General features: G+C 34.8%; 14 protein-coding genes. 9 read left to right on the top strand and 5 right to left on the bottom strand.

What is annotated here, in order from left to right; translation table 11 throughout:
- Positions 1 to 50: 50 nt before the first annotated feature.
- Positions 51 to 869: a hypothetical protein gene (locus tag C1638_RS01100; protein WP_109617410.1), complete on the top strand. Its 819-nt coding sequence runs from the start codon at positions 51 to 53 to the stop codon at positions 867 to 869.
- A gap of 211 nt (positions 870 to 1,080) precedes the next feature.
- On the opposite strand, the gene C1638_RS01095 is transcribed toward C1638_RS01100, so the two are convergent.
- Together C1638_RS01095 and C1638_RS01090 are read right to left on the bottom strand one after the other, a co-directional pair.
- Complete coding sequence (locus C1638_RS01095) at positions 1,081 to 3,270, bottom strand: B12-binding domain-containing radical SAM protein (RefSeq protein ID WP_109617408.1); 2,190 nt, start codon at positions 3,268 to 3,270, stop codon at positions 1,081 to 1,083.
- 104 nt (positions 3,271 to 3,374) lie between these two features.
- Complete coding sequence (locus C1638_RS01090) at positions 3,375 to 4,124, bottom strand: polymer-forming cytoskeletal protein (RefSeq protein WP_123838304.1); 750 nt, start codon at positions 4,122 to 4,124, stop codon at positions 3,375 to 3,377.
- Positions 4,125 to 4,510: 386 nt separating this feature from the next.
- Here C1638_RS01090 and C1638_RS01085 point away from each other — a divergent pair, with 386 nt between their 5' ends.
- The 3 genes from C1638_RS01085 to C1638_RS01075 all read left to right on the top strand — a co-directional run bounded on the left by C1638_RS01085 (position 4,511) and on the right by C1638_RS01075 (position 6,390).
- On the top strand, positions 4,511 to 5,098 hold the full coding sequence (locus C1638_RS01085) for a Crp/Fnr family transcriptional regulator (protein ID WP_109617404.1): 588 nt from the start codon (positions 4,511 to 4,513) through the stop codon (positions 5,096 to 5,098).
- 136 nt (positions 5,099 to 5,234) lie between these two features.
- A complete protein-coding gene (locus tag C1638_RS01080) occupies positions 5,235 to 5,885 on the top strand; it encodes an NADPH-dependent F420 reductase (RefSeq protein WP_109617402.1) in 651 nt (216 codons plus the stop codon).
- 10 nt (positions 5,886 to 5,895) lie between these two features.
- Positions 5,896 to 6,390 carry a YybH family protein gene (locus tag C1638_RS01075; RefSeq protein ID WP_165826483.1) on the top strand — a complete coding sequence of 165 codons (495 nt, stop codon included), beginning with the start codon at positions 5,896 to 5,898 and terminating at the stop codon, positions 6,388 to 6,390.
- An 84-nt stretch (positions 6,391 to 6,474) separates the two neighbouring features.
- Here C1638_RS01075 and C1638_RS01070 read toward each other — a convergent pair whose 3' ends face one another.
- The 3 genes from C1638_RS01070 to C1638_RS01060 all read right to left on the bottom strand — a co-directional run bounded on the left by C1638_RS01070 (position 6,475) and on the right by C1638_RS01060 (position 9,826).
- Positions 6,475 to 7,353 carry a DMT family transporter gene (locus C1638_RS01070; RefSeq protein WP_109617397.1) on the bottom strand — a complete coding sequence of 293 codons (879 nt, stop codon included), beginning with the start codon at positions 7,351 to 7,353 and terminating at the stop codon, positions 6,475 to 6,477.
- A gap of 81 nt (positions 7,354 to 7,434) precedes the next feature.
- Entirely contained in the window at positions 7,435 to 8,706 is a 1,272-nt protein-coding gene (locus C1638_RS01065; RefSeq protein WP_185140409.1) for an aminotransferase class I/II-fold pyridoxal phosphate-dependent enzyme, read from the bottom strand.
- Between the two features lie 82 nt (positions 8,707 to 8,788).
- A complete protein-coding gene (locus C1638_RS01060) occupies positions 8,789 to 9,826 on the bottom strand; it encodes a PLP-dependent cysteine synthase family protein (protein ID WP_109617394.1) in 1,038 nt (345 codons plus the stop codon).
- 222 nt (positions 9,827 to 10,048) lie between these two features.
- Here C1638_RS01060 and C1638_RS01055 point away from each other — a divergent pair, with 222 nt between their 5' ends.
- The 5 genes from C1638_RS01055 to C1638_RS01035 all read left to right on the top strand — a co-directional run bounded on the left by C1638_RS01055 (position 10,049) and on the right by C1638_RS01035 (position 18,943).
- Positions 10,049 to 13,534 carry a glycosyltransferase family 117 protein gene (locus C1638_RS01055; RefSeq protein ID WP_109617392.1) on the top strand — a complete coding sequence of 1,162 codons (3,486 nt, stop codon included), beginning with the start codon at positions 10,049 to 10,051 and terminating at the stop codon, positions 13,532 to 13,534.
- Between the two features lie 89 nt (positions 13,535 to 13,623).
- Positions 13,624 to 15,111, top strand: a complete 1,488-nt coding sequence (locus C1638_RS01050; protein ID WP_109617389.1) for a DUF8728 domain-containing protein — start codon at positions 13,624 to 13,626, stop codon at positions 15,109 to 15,111.
- 73 nt (positions 15,112 to 15,184) lie between these two features.
- Positions 15,185 to 15,709: a DUF1697 domain-containing protein gene (locus C1638_RS01045; protein ID WP_109617387.1), complete on the top strand. Its 525-nt coding sequence runs from the start codon at positions 15,185 to 15,187 to the stop codon at positions 15,707 to 15,709.
- 143 nt (positions 15,710 to 15,852) lie between these two features.
- A complete protein-coding gene (gene kdsA, locus C1638_RS01040; protein ID WP_076351837.1) occupies positions 15,853 to 16,662 on the top strand; it encodes a 3-deoxy-8-phosphooctulonate synthase in 810 nt (269 codons plus the stop codon).
- A gap of 43 nt (positions 16,663 to 16,705) precedes the next feature.
- Positions 16,706 to 18,943: a TonB-dependent receptor plug domain-containing protein gene (locus C1638_RS01035; protein WP_109617386.1), complete on the top strand. Its 2,238-nt coding sequence runs from the start codon at positions 16,706 to 16,708 to the stop codon at positions 18,941 to 18,943.
- Positions 18,944 to 18,963: the final 20 nt, after the last annotated feature.

Raw genomic sequence — 18,963 nt, 5'->3', positions numbered from 1 at the left:
AAGTGTAACTTTGGTTACACTTTTTTTATTTCATGTAAAAATTTGATTCTATGAAGAGAAGTACAATCATATTCTTTACAATACTGGGCCTTTTACTTAATGCCCAGAATATTAAGACCAAAAGAGGGATTATCAATTTAGACGGAATTCCGGTTGCCAAAATTTCCAATAAATCTAATGAATATACTTTTATGGATTTAAAGGAAACGCCGCTGTATACCATAAAGTTTATTGATAAAAGTATCGTAGACTCAGTGAGAGACAGCTATATACAAATTAACAGAGTATATAACAGAGATAAGACCATAGAGCTTGATTATATTTCACCCTCTGCCTTTTCAGGTGAAGAAAAATCTGCAGTATATACCTCCGTGAAAGGCCTTAAAGTCATTGACAATAAAGGAATCAATGTGAAAACCCTTGATGAACTATTTTCAAATGCACCGAAAAGAAAGCTGGATAATAAAACTAAGGATGCTTATACAACCAGAAAAAAGATAGATAAACTTAATCTTGAGGTAAATAAGGTTGGAGAAATCTTAAGCAATGGTGTTCCGGTAGGATATTTTACCAATTTACCAGTCAGTTTTGGATCAGATGATAAAATAATAGATAAAACCTTTATCGATATTGAGATCTATGATGCTAAAAGTAAATATATCGGAAGATATATTACAACAACAAAGCAACTGAAAACAGCCGGAGGTAAATCTTTCGTGGTGTACAAAGAAATGTCTGGAAGAGCATCTATTTTGAAATATCCAACTTATAAGGCTATTGCTGAACGTATGGCGATGATGGATCCTAATTTTATTAAAATACAGGAAAAAGTAACAGTAGGGCCTGTTTCAAAAGATACTCCTAATTAATAAATAAAATATTCAATAAGAATAGAATAATTTAGCCTAAACTTAAAAAGAAAACCCTTGAAATAATTTTTCAAGGGTTTTCTTTTGTATTGTAACATCTCCGGAAAATCATCAGTTAGATTCTTTCGGAATGATAAAATGCAGAGTTATTTCTTATTTTTAATAGAAATTATCAGAATCTTTCAAATCTCTGAAAAAAATCAGAACATTTTTATAAGCTCAAAATGATCCCATTTTCCTTTAATTGTTGCATCGGTTTTGAGAACCAAAATAGTTCAAAATCCTCGAAATTTTCTTCAAATTGAATCTTAAGTTGCTGAACTGTAGGTTTTTTCTGATTTTCTATAGCGTTTTCCTCTAAAACATTCATTAGCCATGTTGCCTTATCTTCTTCCAGTTCAACCTTTACAATATTGGTTTTTAAGTGGAATGTAAGAAGCGTATATGTACCAGAGTATTTCTTTTTATTTTTTACGCGATTCTCAGCGATTACATTTTTGGTCAAAAAGATAACTTTTGAATTTCCTTTAAATTTAAAATCTTCATCTTCCAGTAAACTGTCGTGAATATAATCGGGATGAATAGTTGTTCTCGGAATTTTAAAATCAAACCATTCCTGAAGGGGAAGTTCGAAATTAATTCCGTGCATATAATTAAACAAGGATTTCTTTAAACCTGAACTAAACTTACCATGATTGATTCCGGTTTTGTCTGTAAAATCAATGTCATTATTGGCAAATAGAATTTCCTGCTTAATTGGAGTAACTCCAAATTCTTCTGGATTCAATCCAACAGGCGAATGAGCGGTCATCGCAAACTGATGCCAAAAACCACTTTGTAAAATTCCCATCTCAAATAACTGACGAATCATTTCCATAGAATCAATAGTTTCCTGAACGGTTTGCGTAGGGTAGCCATACATCAAATAAGCATGGATCATAATTCCGGCTTCAGTAAAATTTCTTGTCACCTTTGCAACTTGTTCTACAGAAATTCCTTTATCGATTAACTTTAATAAACGATCACTTGCCACTTCCAACCCTCCGGAAACTGCAACGCAGCCTGAAAGTTTTAATAAAAAGCATAAATCTTTAGTGAAGCTTTTTTCAAAACGAATATTGGTCCACCAGGTAACAACAAGATTTCTTCGGAGAATTTCCAGCGCAACTTCACGCATCAAAGCAGGCGGAGCAGCTTCATCCACAAAGTGGAATCCGGTTTCACCAGTTGTCTGGATCAGTTCTTCCATTCTGTCTACCAGAATTTTTGCTGAAATGGGTTCATATATTTTAATGTAATCTAAGGAAATATCACAGAAAGTACATTTTCCCCAGTAGCATCCATGAGCCATTGTCAGTTTATTCCATCTTCCATCGCTCCATAAGCTGTGCATGGGATTGGCAATTTCAATTACAGAAATATATTGATCTAATTGTAGATCAGTATAATCAGGTGTTCCGATATCTGCCTGTTTGTAATCGTGTCTCTTGGAATTATTTTTATAAGTAACTTCTTTATTTTCAATTAGAAATGTTCTTTTATATTCTGCTGTTTCCTGCTGTACTCCTAGGTTTTGGCAAAGAAGTTCAATGGGTAATTCACCATCATCAAGGGTGATAAAATCAAAAAACTCAAATACTCTCTGATCTTTAATTTCCCTTAATTCTGTATTGGGAAATCCACCGCCCATTGCTATTTTAATGTGTGGGAAATTCTTTTTTATAAATTGTGCACATCGGAAAGCGGAGTATAAATTTCCAGGAAAAGGGATTGAAAAACAAACTAATTTCGGTTGTACTATCTTTATTTTTTCATGAAGAATTTTCAATGTAAATTCATCAATAAAGGTCTGTTGATCGGCTAATTTTGAGTACAATTCATCAAAGGAATTGGCACTTTTCCCAAGGCGTTCTGCATATCTGCTAAACCCAAAATCTGAATCTACATTTTCAACAATATAATCTGATAGATCTTCTAAATAAAGGGTTACCAAATGTTTTGCCTTATCCTGCAAACCCATATTCCCGAAAGCAAATTCCATGTCATCCAACTGATTAAAACGGGAAGCTTCCGGAAGAAAATTCATACTGCAGATCTGTCTTGCGAGTGTAGGATTTTTACCTTGCAGAAAAGGAATAACCTGATCTATGGTTTTTAAATATTCTTCTCTTAAGGCAAATATTCTTTGGGAATTTTCGGATATATTCTGAAGGTCAATTTCTTGATTGAAAACCTTTTGAAGTCCGTCTTTTGAAAATAATTCCAAAATAACATCTATCCCTAAATCTATTTGATAACTGGAAATATTTTTAGTATTTAAAAATCCTTTAATATAAGCAGTTGCAGGGTAAGGAGTGTTTAGTTGGGTAAAAGGCGGGGTAATAAGAAGCAGGTCTTTCAACAGAAATTTTTTGCAAAGTTATTCTAAAGTTTTTTCAGAAAAAAATTTTTTGCATTGATTATAAGCTGAGAGAAAACAGGTCTTTCAAGTATATGGATTTGTTGTTACTTAAATAAGGTTTCTATAGGATGATTATTGATAAGATTTAAGAAAGAATCTTCATCAAAATGTCCATGTTCATCTATCATTTCAGAACTTAACATTTCAATGTCATCTGCTCTTTCCAAGCTTGGATTTTCAATAAATCGGCCTGATTTTCCTTCTATTTCGTTATGAAAACTGACCAAATATTTTGAATGAATGTTTCCTTTCGCAACAGTATAGTGACCGTTTTCTGCAATAAGTACAGAAGAAATATTTCTTTCAACATGGGTTTCGTTGTCATTGGAAGAAGCTCCAAACAAAACATTACAGGTAATGTTTCCTGAGCAGTAAAGTGAGCCATTGACTATAATATTTTTAGCTTTTATATTTCCCGTTATAATAAGGACAACATATTCTTCAATAAATAAGTTTCCGGATAGATTAATATCATGTTCAATGAGAACGATCTTATATCCTTCTCCATTTTTTGTTGTTACTTCAAGAGAGGTTGTTACACCTTTGCTTTCTGCAAGAACAATGTTGGGAGAATCGTCTTCATCATTTACCTGTGTTGAAGCTTCTTTTATCTTTTCTGCTGTTTCTTCATCCAGCATTTGAAGGAACTCTGAAAGATCTTCATCATTTAGCGTATGCTCATCAAACAAGGAATTTTCTAAGGCAGTACAAACAGTGGCATTGAAGTTTTCAGACCTGTTTTTAAGCTTATTATATAATTGATCTTTTGTGAGTTGTTGCAGTTCATTCATCATTTGTGTACTATATTGCACCTATAAATTTCTGTAGAAAAAGGTGTATTATTATTTAAAATAGATAGATGCAATATAAGGAGATAAATCGTGCTATCTCAGAAAGTTAAATTTATTTTTAAATATTTTTACTAGAGTAAATAGAGTAATATTTACAACAACAGATAACAAGAAAAAAACTAATCACTGTTTAAGATGATAGTTAGCCAGAATATTACTTTGCAGACTTTTTTAATCACTATTCTCTAATATAAGAATTGGGAAAAGAGAGTTTTATGCAACTTGAAAATTATACTTATTCGGTTTTTTTTGATATCTTGTCTTATCTATTTTTTCATGGCTTTCTTTGAAAATTTGAAAACCAAATAAAAACACACATCTTATTTGTAATGTCAAAAGAAACGACTCCACTTATCAGCTATTTTAAAAGTTTCATTCCTCTTTCAAAAGAAGAAATTGAAGTATTGGATGAACGCATCATAGAAAGGAGGATCAAACGGAAGCAATTTATTTTACAGGAAAATGAAATATGCCAGTACTATACATTTGTAGTTTCCGGATGCTTCAAGATGTACAGTATAGATCAGCATGGAGAAGAGCATAATCTTCAGTTTGCATCAGAAAATGACTGGATTGTAGACATTGATAGTTTTCATAATAGAAATCCCAGCAAATTACATATCATTGCCCTGGAAAACTCTATTGTACTACAAATTGAAAAAAATGACTTGTGGTACCTTTATACCTATTATCCAAAGTTTGACAGAAACTTTAGGGTAATTATTGAAAACAAATTTATTGAACTTCAAAATAGAGTATTGCAGAATATAAGTGCAGCAGGTGAAGAGAAATACGAATTTTTTCTCAGACAATATCCTCAGTTGGCTAATCGTATTTCTAATGTGGAAATTGCTTCCTATCTTGGAATAACCCCACAATTCCTTAGTAAAATCCGTCAAAAAAGAATAAAGAACTAATTTTCTTCCTTTACATATGAAACTAGTTTAAGAATTGATCTTACCAAATATCAAGATGATTTCTTAAACTAGTTTGCTGTTTTTTTATGGCCTTTCCAAGTAATTTTGACTTAAATAAATATTAAAATTAAAAGAAATGGAAACATTGAAAAAAGTAGCTGTAATTGGCTTAGGAAATATCGGAAAAGCAATTGCTAATGATCTGATTAAAAATAATCATGAAGTAATTGTTGCTTCAAGAAATAGTGAAGAGGCCAGTAACTTTGCTGAGCAATCCGGCGGACTTGCCCAAAGCATGAGTATTAAAGAGGCAATCAATACGGTGGATCTTGTTATCCCAGCAATATGGTTTGGTTCCTTTAAGGATTTCTTTAATGATTATGGTGATATTTTGAAAGACAAAACTATTATTGATGTATCCAATCCTATTGCTCCTGATGGCAATGGCGGATTCAAAAAAATTATTGGAGAGCGAGAATCTGCAGGAGAACTTAACAAAGCGATTCTTCCTAAGGGGTCTAAACTGGTAAAAGCATTCGGTACACTTGGGGCAGGAACTCTTGCAGGAGCATCAAATGGAAGTCCTGAGAAATCTGTATTATTTTATGCATCAGATGATATGGAAGTGAATCATGATGTGGAAGAAGTTATTAAGAATGCAGGATTTGATCCGCTAAGAGTAGGAGGGATTGATCAGTCCATCCGTATAGAAGTTTTTGGAGATTTACATGAATTCGGAGCGTTGGGAAAAACGGTTAACCTTACAGAAGCAAAATCAAAACTTTAAAATAAAACAGATGAAAAATATTCTCATCCTGATTCAGACTTTTGCGATACTAGCGTCGTGTTCGGGAAAGCAGGAAAAAAATAATACAGTCAATATAACTAACGAGAAAAACACAATGGAAACAACGATAAAAAAAGATATAGAAACGGTACTTTATACCTATCAAAATGCACTTAATGAGTCATCCACAACCCAGGTACTTCCTTTGTATACCCAGGATGGTATATTCATGCCGCAGGGCGGACCTACAGCGAAAGGTCAGGAACAACTTAAGGAAGCATATGATTTTGTATTCAAAACCCTTACACTGAACGTGAAGTTTGAGATTGAAGAGGTTACTGTAATCAATGAAAATTATGCTATTGCCCGCACAGTTTCAAAAGGTACTCAAATGCTGCATGCAGATCATAAAACATCTCCGGAAGAAAATCGGGAATTATTTATACTGCAGAAAGAAGACACAAAATGGAAGATAGCCAGATATATGTTTAATAAACAAAAGTAACTGATCTCTTTGATTGTAAAATAATAAAGCCGGAACTCCTTAGTCCGGCTTTACTACTATTGATATAATTAAAGAATAGCATTTTTAAATATGGCTTACTTTCTTACGGTCTGAAATAATATTCAAGATAACTCCCAGCAGAATTAGTGTAATACCGATCAATAAGTTGGTGGTGAAATTTTCATGAAATATCAATACACTTACCATTACAGCAACCACCGGTTCCAGTGCTCCTAAAATGGCAACCGGTGTAGAACCTATATTTTTAATGGCATATACCAAACAAAGGCTGGAAATAACCGTAGTAAGAAAAGCAAAAATAAGAAAGTTTAAAAAGATTGCCGTTGATGGAATAACAAAAGACTCATTGCCTATCACAGATTTTGTCATAAAGAACATGGAAGTAAAAAGCATAGAATAAAAAGTAAGCTTAAACCCTGATACCTTAAGGTTAGATTTGTTGACAATTACCATATAAAGTGCATAAAAAAGCGCGCTCAGCATTACAATTCCCAAGCCTGCAAAATTAATCTCAAGTCCATTTCCTTTAAGACATAAAACAATTACCCCTGCAAAAGCAAGCAATAACGAAATTATAGATAAACGGTTAAGTTTTTCATTATAGAAGAAAAACATAATTAAAGCTACAATAACCGGATAGATAAATAAAACAGTAGAGGCAATTCCGGCAGTAAGAAAATCATATCCTATAAATAGAAACTCTGAAGAAAGGGCATAGCATATCCCCAAGATCGCTAATATTAAAGCTTCTTTTTTATTGACCCTAAAATTTTGTCTGGAATACATCAAATATCCCCCCACCATTAAGGCAGAAAAGAAAAACCTGTAAAACAGGGTAATGTCCATTGAAAAATGAGCCTGTTTGATAGGCAGAATAAAAATTGGAATCAATCCATAGGAAACGGCTGACGTAACGCCCAACATATAACCCCTAAGTTTCATTTGTTTTTATAGCTTTTATAGTTTTTAAAATAAAAAACCACTGAATCAATCAGTGGTTTTTTTTCTTTATTTTTCTAAAGATTAAATCGGTTTAAAGCTTAATCCTTGTTCTTGTAGTAATTTTTGTTCCTGATCTTTATAGTAACCACTTACTAATTTATCGTGAATCCCTTCAAATGCGGCCAGAGTTTCGTTAATCTCTGCATCCGTATGGGAAGCGGTAGGAATTAACCTTAAAAGAATCATTCCCTTAGGAATTACAGGATATACCACCACAGAGGTGAAAATACCATAATTTTCTCTTAAGTCTTTTACCAGTAGAGTAGCTTCTACAGGAGTTCCCTGCATCATTACCGGAGTTACACAAGTATTGGTATCACCAATATTGAATCCTCTTTTTATTAATCCGCTCTGTAATTTTTCAACATTCTCCCAAAGCTTAGCCTTGATTTCAGGTCTTGATCTCAATAGCTCTAATCTTTTCAAACCTCCGATTACCATTGGCATTGTAAGAGATTTTGCGAAGATTTGTGATCTTAGGTTAAACTTAAGATATCTGATGATTTCTTTGTCACCCGCAAGGAATGCTCCGAAACCAGCCATTGATTTAGCAAAAGTAGAGAAATATACATCAATCTGATCATTACAATCCTGCTCTTCACCAACTCCGGCACCAGTTTTACCCAATGTTCCGAAACCGTGAGCATCATCTACCAACAATCTAAACTGATATTTTGATTTAAGCTCACAAATTTCCTTGATTTTTCCCTGCTGGCCTCTCATTCCGAAAACTCCTTCAGTAATTACCAGGATACCTCCTCCGGTTTCTTCGGCAACTTTAGTTGCTCTTTGAAGATTCTTTTCAAGGCTTTCCATGTCATTGTGCTTGTAGGTAAATCTCTTACCGGCATGAAGTCTTACTCCATCCACGATGCAGGCATGAGAATCCATATCATACACAATAACGTCATTTCTGCTCACCAAGGCATCAATGGTAGAAACCATTCCCTGATAACCGAAATTCAATAAATATGCTGATTCTTTTTTTACAAAGTCTGCCAATTCTCTTTCCAACTGAAGGTGCTGATCTGTTTCTCCAGACATCGCCCTTGCTCCCATAGGATAGAACATTCCGTATTCTGCAGCCGCTTTTGCATCCGCTTCTATTACTTCAGGATGATTACATAATCCTAAATAATCATTGGCACTCCAGAAAATTACTTCTCTACCCTGAAATTGCATTCTAGGTCCGATAGGTCCCTCTAATCTTGGGAAAATAAAATAACCTTCTCCATAATCTGCAAATTGTCCAAGAGGTCCTGGATTTTCTTTTATTCTTTCAAAAATATCCAACATTGTATCGTAATTTTTAAGTAAAAAAGCCTTTTTTGTAGAACACGCAAAAGGCTTTATTATATCGTGATTTTATTTGTTACTATTTAATAAACTCTGTCTTGAAGACTTCGTCATAGTTGTGAACACAGTTGTTGACAAACCCTTGTTCGGCCATCCACTTATCACTGTATACCTTAGTGATGTATCTTGAACCATGGTCTGGGTATATTAAAACAACCAAGTCATTTTCTGTTAATTCATGAGACTGTGCATATTGCATCAATCCCTGTGTTACAGCTCCTGTCGTATAACCTCCCATAATGGCTTCTTTCAAAGCTATTTCGCGGGTTCTGTACGCAGCCATTTCATCATTTACCCTTACAAATTCATCTACCTTATCAAAAAGTAGAGCAGAAGGGATAAGGTTTTTCCCCATTCCTTCAATCTGATAAGGATGTACATCTTCCTTATGAATCTCACCTGTCTCGTGATAGCTCTTTAATATAGATCCATCTGCATCCACCCCAATAATTTTAATATCCGGGTTTTTCTCCTTCAAAAACTTTGCTGAACCAGATAAGGTACCTCCTGTTCCGGTGCAGGCAAAAAGGTGAGTGATCTTACCTTCTGTCTGTTCCCAGATTTCAGGACCTGTGGTCTGATAATGGGCATCAATATTCAGTTCATTAAAGTACTGATTGATGTAAATAGAATTGGGAGTTTCCAAAGCGATTCTTTTCGCTACTTCATAATAAGATCTTGGATCATCCGCAGGTACATTGGCAGGACATATATAGACAGTAGCTCCTAATGCTTTTAGATAAGCAATTTTCTCAGGTTTTGTTTTGTCGCTTACTGCGAGAATACATTTATATCCCTTGATGATACATACCATTGCAATAGAAAACCCTGTGTTTCCTGATGTAGTTTCTACAACTACGGAATCTTCTTTCAATAAGCCTTTCTCCTCTGCGTTCTCTATAATATGAAGTGCGATTCGGTCTTTGGTGGAATGTCCAGGATTATATGATTCTAACTTGGCATAAACGGTTGCTGGAATATCTTTTGTAACAGTATTTAGCTTCACCATCGGAGTATGTCCTATTAGGCCAAGAATATTATCGTAAACATTACTCATTATTTGTTATTTTCAATAAAAATCTGACTGCAAAAATACAAAAAAATAAATAATTACTAAACTTTTGTTTGATTTCTCAGAGGCTGTTCCTTAAAAACTTATTTTCCTGTTTACAGTTTTAACAGGACTCTAATCGCAAATACCAAGCCAAATTTTTAAAATTTGTTAAAAACAATATAAAATAATATAAAAGCCTTATTTTCGCATAATTGATTTAATACTATGAAAAATTGGACTTTTAGGCAATGGAACACCGTTTTAGGATGGGTGATTTTCGTCATTGCGTTTTTCACGTACTTGTCCACAATAGAACCCAATTTCAGTTTTTGGGATTGTGGAGAGTACATTTCTTCTGCAGTAAAACTTGAAGTAACGCATGCTCCCGGAGCAGCTTTATTCCAGATAGTGGGTGCCGTGGCAGCCATTTTTGCATTAGGGAAAGGCGAAAATTATTCCATCGTAATTAATGCGATGTCTGCATTGTTCAGTGCGCTGACTATTTTATTCTTGTTTTGGACGATCACTCATTTTGTGAGAAGGCTTCTCAACAAGGACTTTGAAGAAATTACGAAACATCAGGAAATCTCTATTTTATTTGCCGGAGCTATTGGAGCACTTTGCTTCACGTTCTCAGATACATTTTGGTTCTCTGCAGTAGAAGGAGAGGTTTACTCAATGGCTTCTATGTTTATCGCGCTTTTGGTCTGGTTGATCACAAAGTGGGAAAATGAGTATAAAGCGGCAGACAGTGAAAGATGGATTATCCTTATTTTCTTTGTTTTGGGACTTTCTGTTGGGGTGCACATGATGTGTATGCTGGCAATTCCTGCAGTATGCCTGGTATACTATGCAAGAAATTATAAGTTTACCTGGAAGAATTTTATCTTGGCAAATGTTATTACACTAGGGATTTTGATTGTTGTTTTCAAAATTATCTTCCCTTTGATCATGACGATGTTCGGAAGATTAGAAATTTTCTTTGTAAACGGTCTTGGTCTTCCTTTCCACTCAGGAACAATTGTAGCCTTTATTTTAATGGTGGCTATTTGTTATTTCCTTATTAAGTATGCAAGAAAGGCAAAAAAGAACATTTATCAGACCGCTGCTTTATCTGTGGTTTTTATGATGATAGGATTCTCATGTTGGATGGTTATTCCAATAAGAGCCAATGCTAATCCACCAATGAACCTTAATGATCCGGATACGGCAATTGGGATGTTGGATTATTATAACAGAGAGCAATATGGTGACTGGCCAACAATGTATGGACAGAACTACACTGCTTTCCTTGATGCGAATGGAATTGAGAAGAATGAAGATGGAAGCTTTAAAACAAAAAAGACCGGAGAAATCTATGAAAAAGATGAAAAAACCGGAACTTATAGAAAAACCGGAGACCGATTCAACTATGTTTTCAGTAAGTCTCAGGTAAGCTTAATGCCAAGAATGTTTAATGAGGATAAGGATGTAATGGCGAACTATATTTCAATGTATGGGGCTCCTGATTTTACATTCAATTATGCTAATGAAGACGTTGCAGACAATCCTCAGGCTAAGCAGATTTTTGATGAATTGAGAGGTAAGTATGAAGATAAATCGATTACGGCATCAGACTATTTAAAGGTAAAACCTTATAACCTTATCAATGTTCAGAAGCCGTCATTGCTTCAGAATATGGATTATTTTATTTCTTTCCAGAATGGATATTACTTCGTAAGATACCTAATGTGGAACTATGTTGGAAGACAGAATGACCTTGAAGGAAATATGGAAAGCACAAAAGGAAACTGGATTTCGGGTATTCCTTTTATTGATAGTGTAAACGTAGGAAATCAGGATAAAATGCCTGCTAAATTCAAGAATGAAAGTACTGTTAAGTTCTTCTTCTTACCATTAATTTTAGGTTTAATCGGATTCTTTTTCCAGTTGAACAGAGACTTTGGAAGATTCTATGCATTATTATCTCTATTTATTCTGACAAGTGTTGGGATTGTTTTCTATACAGGAGTAAAACCATTTGAACCAAGAGAAAGAGATTATGCAATGGTAGGTTCATTCTATGCTTTTGCGATTTGGATCGGAATGGGAGCCGGAGCAATTTTATGGTTCCTACAATCTAAAATCAAATCAAATGGTGCTAATATTGCACTAGGAGTGGTCTTATTAGGGGTACCTTTTATGATGGGCTTCCAGAACTATAATGTTCACGACCGTAGTAATAGATATACTGCTTATGATTATGCTTATTCAGTATTAAAATCATTACCGAAAAACGATATCTTATTCGTGTATGGTGATAATGATACTTACCCGGTTTGGGCTATTCAGGAAACAGAAAGGTTCAGGGATGATGTAAAAGTGGTTAACTTTACTCTTGCATCAACACCATGGAATCTGGATCAGGTGAAGAGGAGAACGTACAATGCAATGGGAATTCCAAGCCAATTGACGCACGAAGATTATAGAGATGGGGTAAATGATCAGATCTATATGATGAAGAAAGATGATTGGGAGGGTGTTTTCTCTATGTTGAAAGAGCAAGGTGTTCCGGATACAGAATTCCAGGCATTCAGAAAGTATCTTACACAAGATTCATTGACGCTGAAAGAAGCGATTAACTTTATCAAGTTCAAGTCTCCTGAAAAAGATCAATTATTGAAAATGTATTTCGGAGAAGAAAAATATGAGAAGTATAACATTCTTCCGGTAAACAAGTTCATTCTTCCGGTAAATAAGGCAAATGCACTGAAAGCAGGAATTATTAATAAGGAAGATCTTCCTAATGTGGTAGACCAGATAATGATTACCTATAAAGGAAATACACTTTATAAAAATAACCTGATCTTATTAGACTTATTGGCAAACTTCGATTGGAAACGTCCAATTAACTTCTCTTCAGGAGGTATTTATGACAGCGAAAATATTTTCTACCTTAATGATTATCTTCAGTTTGATGGATTTAGCTACAGATTGATACCTGTTCAAACACCACCATCAGTGGATGGAGATATGGGAAGAGTAGATCCGAATTCTCTTTATAATGTAGTGAAAAACTTCAGATGGGGTAACTTCAAAAATCTGAACACTCACTTTGATGAGACCGCTACTTCTAATATCATCAGCTACAGAATGTCAGCAAGCAGAGCCGCTTCAGCACTTGCATTAAACGGACAAAAAGCGAAAGCTTTAGAAATATTGGATCTTGCTGCGAAAGAAATTCCAGCTGAAAAATACAATGATCCACGTTCATTAAGTTCAATTGTATCCGGATACATTATTGCGGGACAAGAACAAAAAGGACTACAGCTGGCAGAAGTTCTTAAAAAAGGAATCTTTGAAGAGTATGATTACTATTTAAGCCTTTCAAAGTCTGATCAAAGCTATCTGAGAAGACAGATGAGAACAAAACCAATGGAATATTCATTAGTAGTTGCAGCGGTTACAGATGCTTATACTAAGATTGGTCAAAAAGAAAAAGGATATGCTTATCTGGTAAAATCCATTGAGCCAATTGATAAAAAATTCAATGCCTTTGTAAAGGAACTTCAGCAGATGGGCAAAGAAAAAGCGATGAAAGAATCGGAAGAGGTTCAGAAGATCACGCCATTCTATCAATACTTATTTGATGTCATGCAGCCTTATGATTCTACTTATTCAAAAGAAAAAGAAGATCAGATCACATCAGCGATTATCAAGGCAACACAATAAAATACTTTTAAAACGGAACTTCGGTTCCGTTTTTTTGTTATTGGGATTCCTGAATTTTAAGATTATATTTGTGGAACTAAAAATGCATAATGGCAGAAACACAAAATAGCAGGTTCCCAATCTACGCCGTAATCGCTACGGTTGTTTTTAAACTTCTTTTTTTATTGACGCATTACATTCAGGAAGATGCTTTTATCACCTGGAGAGTAGCCCAGAACTTACTGGATTATGGAGTAATAGGTTTCAATGGAGATGCGAAGATATCTGCTTCTACTACTCATTTGTATGTTTTTGTGTCTTATATTTTCAATCTGGTCTTTGGTAAAGAAAACTTTATTGAACCTCTTTTGATCTTCAATTCTATACTTTTTACGATAGGAACACTGTTTCTTTCTCATCTGGTTCTTAAAAATCCTTGGCATAAAGCTCTATTTATATTTTTGATTGGTATTTTACCACCGGCCATCAAGATTTCGATTCTTGGAATGGAATACGGAATACTGTTTTTTCTGGAGATGGCTCTATTGTACTACGGATTCAATAAAGGGAAAAAATGGGTTCTGACGCTTCTTCCCGTTTTAATTATGTTTACAAGGATTGATACTGTTATATTTCTAGGGATTGTATTTCTTGTAGACCTGTTTTGGAACAAAAAAATCAGATGGAATTATGTATTTGGAGGAATTCTAGGCGTTTTATCAACAGTTGCCTTTAACTGGTTCTACTTTGGAGAGCTTGTCAACAATACCATCACTGCAAAAAAATTATTGTACGAACAGCAGTTTACATTAGGACAGCATATCAACTATTTCATGGTAAGTTTTGGTAATTTCTGGGGAATGCTAAAGGTTCCTGGAAACTTTAATCCGATCACCATTATTGTTCTTATTTTTGAATTGCTATGCTTCATTTATCTTATCAGACAGAGAGAAAAGAGAAATTATTTCTTGTGGATGATCTTTCTCTTCGGGTGGGTAAAACAGATGGCTTTTATCTCCCAAAAGAGTTTATTCGATTGGTATTATTGGGTTCCGCAGATTCTGCTTTTTGTTCCGGTTCTTATCTTTGTATTGGAGCAAAAGGAAAGAAGAAACCTATGGCTGTCATTGCTTATTGTATTTTACATTACCCCAATGCTGGCTTTCCAGACCATTCATTCCATTGCAACAGGAAACGGGGAATGGAACTACCGCAGAACCATCGGGGTATTCCTAAACAAATATGAAAAAGATAAAAACCAATGGATCTTGCTGGAGCCTGCTGGTTATGTTCCTTACTTCTCAGGCCTAAAAACCATTGATGAGGTTGGGCTTGTAGATAAACAGATTCAGGAAGAAATTAAAAAAGATAAAACAAATTACTGGATCAATACAGTAAAGACAAGGAAACCTAAATACCTTCTTTCTTACCAGAATTTATATGAAGGAAAAGATGCTGAGTATTACCAAATCCATTATAGAGTTTTGAAAGAATTCAGGGTAAAAGATCACTTAAAAAGCAATCATAAGATTTTAGAAAAGATCTATAACCTAAAGCCTTCCGGAACAGATTATAATTTATATATAAGGGTTGATTAAAAGGAGCTAAAACTTTAAAAGCCTTAAGATAAAAATACCTGTAACCTATTATCTATCACCTAATACCTAATCTATGAAATATTGTGCATTTCTCCGTGGCGTTAATGTAAAAGGAACCAATATGAAAATGGCAGATGTCTGTCAGGTTTTTAAAGATGCCGGAATGAAAGAGGTGAGTTCTATATTGGCCTCCGGAAATATTGTCTTTACTTCAGATAAAAATGTTGATGATTTAAAGAAAACTCTTGAAAAGGCGATGTCAGAATACTTTTCCTATGAGGCTTTTCTGTTTGTGAAATCACAGGAAGAAACGGAGATGTTCTGGAACAGTATTCCTTTTGAAAAGAATGAAAATCTTCATATCTATGCCTTTGTAGGCATGCCCGGTGTGGAAAATACCCTGATGGAAGAGTTTCAGAAAGCTACTCAGACTGAAGATGAAAAGGCCGAAATTGTTAATGATGTATTTTACTGGCAGGTTTCAAAAGGAAATACTCTGGATTCTACCTTTGGAAAGGTGTTGGGAAAGAAAAGCCTTAAAGATCAGTTTACGAGCAGAAATACCAATACATTTGAGAAAATTTTAAAAAAGTTTTAAAATGCTGTTGGACTTATTTCATTTCTGATTACCGTTTTTTACGCAGTATTAATGCGTGAAATTTTTAATTACTCTTAAGTCCCAAATAATTTCCAAGTCTGAAACTTTCTCAGTATTTTTACTGAACTTTTAATTACAACAAAATGATTCAGTATTTAGATAATATTCAGCACAAAGATTCAAAAAACTTTTTCCTTATTGCAGGTCCTTGTATTATTGAAGGAGAAGATATGGCTTTAAGAATTGCTGAAAAAGTGATTAACATTACAGACAAGTACAATATTCCATATATTTTTAAAGGAAGTTTCAAAAAGGCAAACAGAAGCCGTGTAGATTCTTTCACATCCATTGGAGAAGAAAAATCTCTTGAAATCCTTAAAAAAGTAGGAGAGACATTTAATATTCCTACCACAACGGATATTCATGAGAATGAGCATGCAGCATTGGCAGCACAATATGTGGATGTACTTCAGATTCCTGCATTTCTTGTCCGCCAGACCGATTTATTGGTAGCTGCAGCAAAAACAGGAAAATGTGTTACCCTGAAAAAAGGACAGTTCCTTTCACCAGAATCCATGAAATTTGCCGTTCAAAAAGTTACAGATTCTGATAATCAGAAAGTTGCGATCATTGAAAGAGGAAACTCATTCGGATATACAGATCTGATTGTTGATTACAGAGGAATTCCTACCATGAGAGAATATGCGCCTGTCATTCTGGATGTTACCCATTCTTTACAACAGCCTAACCAAAGCTCAGGAGTAACAGGGGGAAGACCAGATCTTATTGAAACCGTTGCCAAAGCAGGAATTGCTGTAGGAGCAGACGGAATTTTCATCGAGACCCATCCAACACCGGAAACAGCTTTATCTGATGGTGCAAACATGTTAAGATTAGATTTATTAGAAGATTTGTTACAAAAATTAACAAGAATTAGAGAATCGATTTTGTAATTGTTAAAAAAACATTAATTTTAGAAATTCTAAAATATTTCTTTTGAAAAAACTAGTTTTACCGCTAAGCCTTATGGTCCCTATGCTGATTTTCTCCCAACAAAGGAAAAAAGATACGGCGACCACTAAAGTAACCGATATAGAGGAAGTCGTATTCCAGAAAAAAACAACTGGAAGAACAAATGACCTTACCAATGTAAGAATTTCTGCAAAAGAAGCCAAGGCAGTAGCCTCCATCAGTGGTGGAATAGAGGGTTTGCTTAAAACACTCCCTTCTGTAAACTCCAATACTGAGCTATCTTCCCAGTATATGGTACGTGGTGGAAACTATGACGAAAACCTTATCTACATCAACGATATTGAGATCTACAGACCTTTCCTGATCAGAAACTCTCAGCAGGAAGGGATGAGTATCATTAATCCGGATATGGTTTCAACTGTGAATTTTTCTGCAGGAGGATTTGAACCCAAGTATGGGGACAAAATGTCTTCTGCTTTAAATATCTATTACCGTGAACCTGAAAAATTTGAACTTTCAGGAGAAGCAAGTTTAATCGGAGGCCGATTAACAACCGGTTTGGCATCCAAAAATAAAAAATTTACCGCTTTATTTTCCGGAAGATACAGGAATACCAATCTTGTTCTTAATACCTTAAAGGAAGATACAGACTTTAATCCTACGTATTGGGACTTCCAGTCTTATCTCAATTATCATGTTAATGATAAGCTTTCCATGTCATTCATAGGGTATTACTCCAAGAATGATTATGAAATGATTCCTAAGGCAAAAAGTGTAACTTTCGGAAGCCTTCAGCAGCCTATCCAGGTAAACATAGGCTATGGTGGTAAGGAAAATGACCAGTATAAAAATATGATGGGTACATTCTCCTTAAACTATAAGCCATCCGATAAATGGAAATTAACATTGGATAGTTTTGCCTATCAAAACAGAGAAAAAGAATACTATACCATCCGATCAGAATATGACTTGCAAACTTTTGACCCGATAACAAAGGAGCCTGTTGCTACCTATGATATTGGAGGACAAACAGAGCATGCCAGAAATGATCTATTCGTGAGAACTTACGGAACGCAGTTCAGAGCAAAGTTTTCCCCTAATATCAATACAGATATCGAAGTTGGATTTAAGTATGAAAAGGAAAACCTGAAAGACCTTACCAACGAATGGAAATTAGTAGATTCTGCAGGATACAGTCTTCCAAGACCGGAGGTTATTGATCCGAGGACAGGAACTACAGGAGATCTTAGAATGTTTTATCACATTGCCGGAAAAAATGATATAGAGCCTACAAGACTCTCTGCTTATGCTCAATACTCTCAGAAATTTTACTGGGGGGCAAGCAAAGTATTTATCAATGCCGGAGCAAGAGTTTCCAACTGGAGCTTTAATAAAGAAACGTTATTTTCTCCAAGATTCCAGTTTGCCATAAAACCAGACTGGGAATCTGATATGTTATTCAAACTTTCTGGAGGAATTTACTATCAGGCACCATTTTATAAGGAGATCAAAGATTTGGACGGAAATTTCAACTCTAATATAAAGTCACAAAGATCTATGCAGTTGATCCTTGCCAATGACTATGAATTTGATATGTATAACAGACCGTTTAAATTAACAACGGAGCTTTATTACAAAAAAATGGATAATCTGATCCCATACTATATGGATAACGTAAGAATCCGTTACTCAGGCCAGAATAATTCAAAAGGATATGCATACGGAATTGATACAAGATTATTCGGGGAATTTGTTCCGGGAGTAGATTCTTGGTTATCTGCGAGTTATGCGAGAGTGTATGAAAATATTGATGGAAGAGGAAATATTCCAAGACCTACCGATCAGAGATTGAGGTTTGCTATGTTCTATCAGGATTATATGCCAGAGTTCCCATCCATGAGGGTAAATCTTACCTTAGTGTATGCAATGGGGCTACCAACAGGTTCTCCTGTAATGTTTAACAGCAACGGACAGCCAGATTTTACATCGGCATACAACTACCAGCAAACATTACCGGCTTATAAAAGGGTAGATATCGGATTGACAAAAGTATTCATTGATCCGAAAGATAAAAATAAGAGATACGGTTTCTGGGGGAACTTCCAGGAATTATCATTAGGAGTTCAGGTTTTCAATGCATTTAATATCAATAATACCGTTGCCAATCAATGGATCACGGATTATAATACCAATTATATGTATCCTGTTCCGGTACGTCTTACAGGGCGTTTCTTTAATGTAAAACTAGAGTTTAAACTATAGTAACGTTTCTCGGTAAGAGA

The organism is Chryseobacterium oncorhynchi, assembly GCF_002899895.1.
GTDB lineage: Bacteria > Bacteroidota > Bacteroidia > Flavobacteriales > Weeksellaceae > Chryseobacterium > Chryseobacterium oncorhynchi.
The sequence above is the reverse complement of the archived record's forward strand: the minus strand, read 5'-3'. Positions and strand labels throughout refer to the sequence as shown.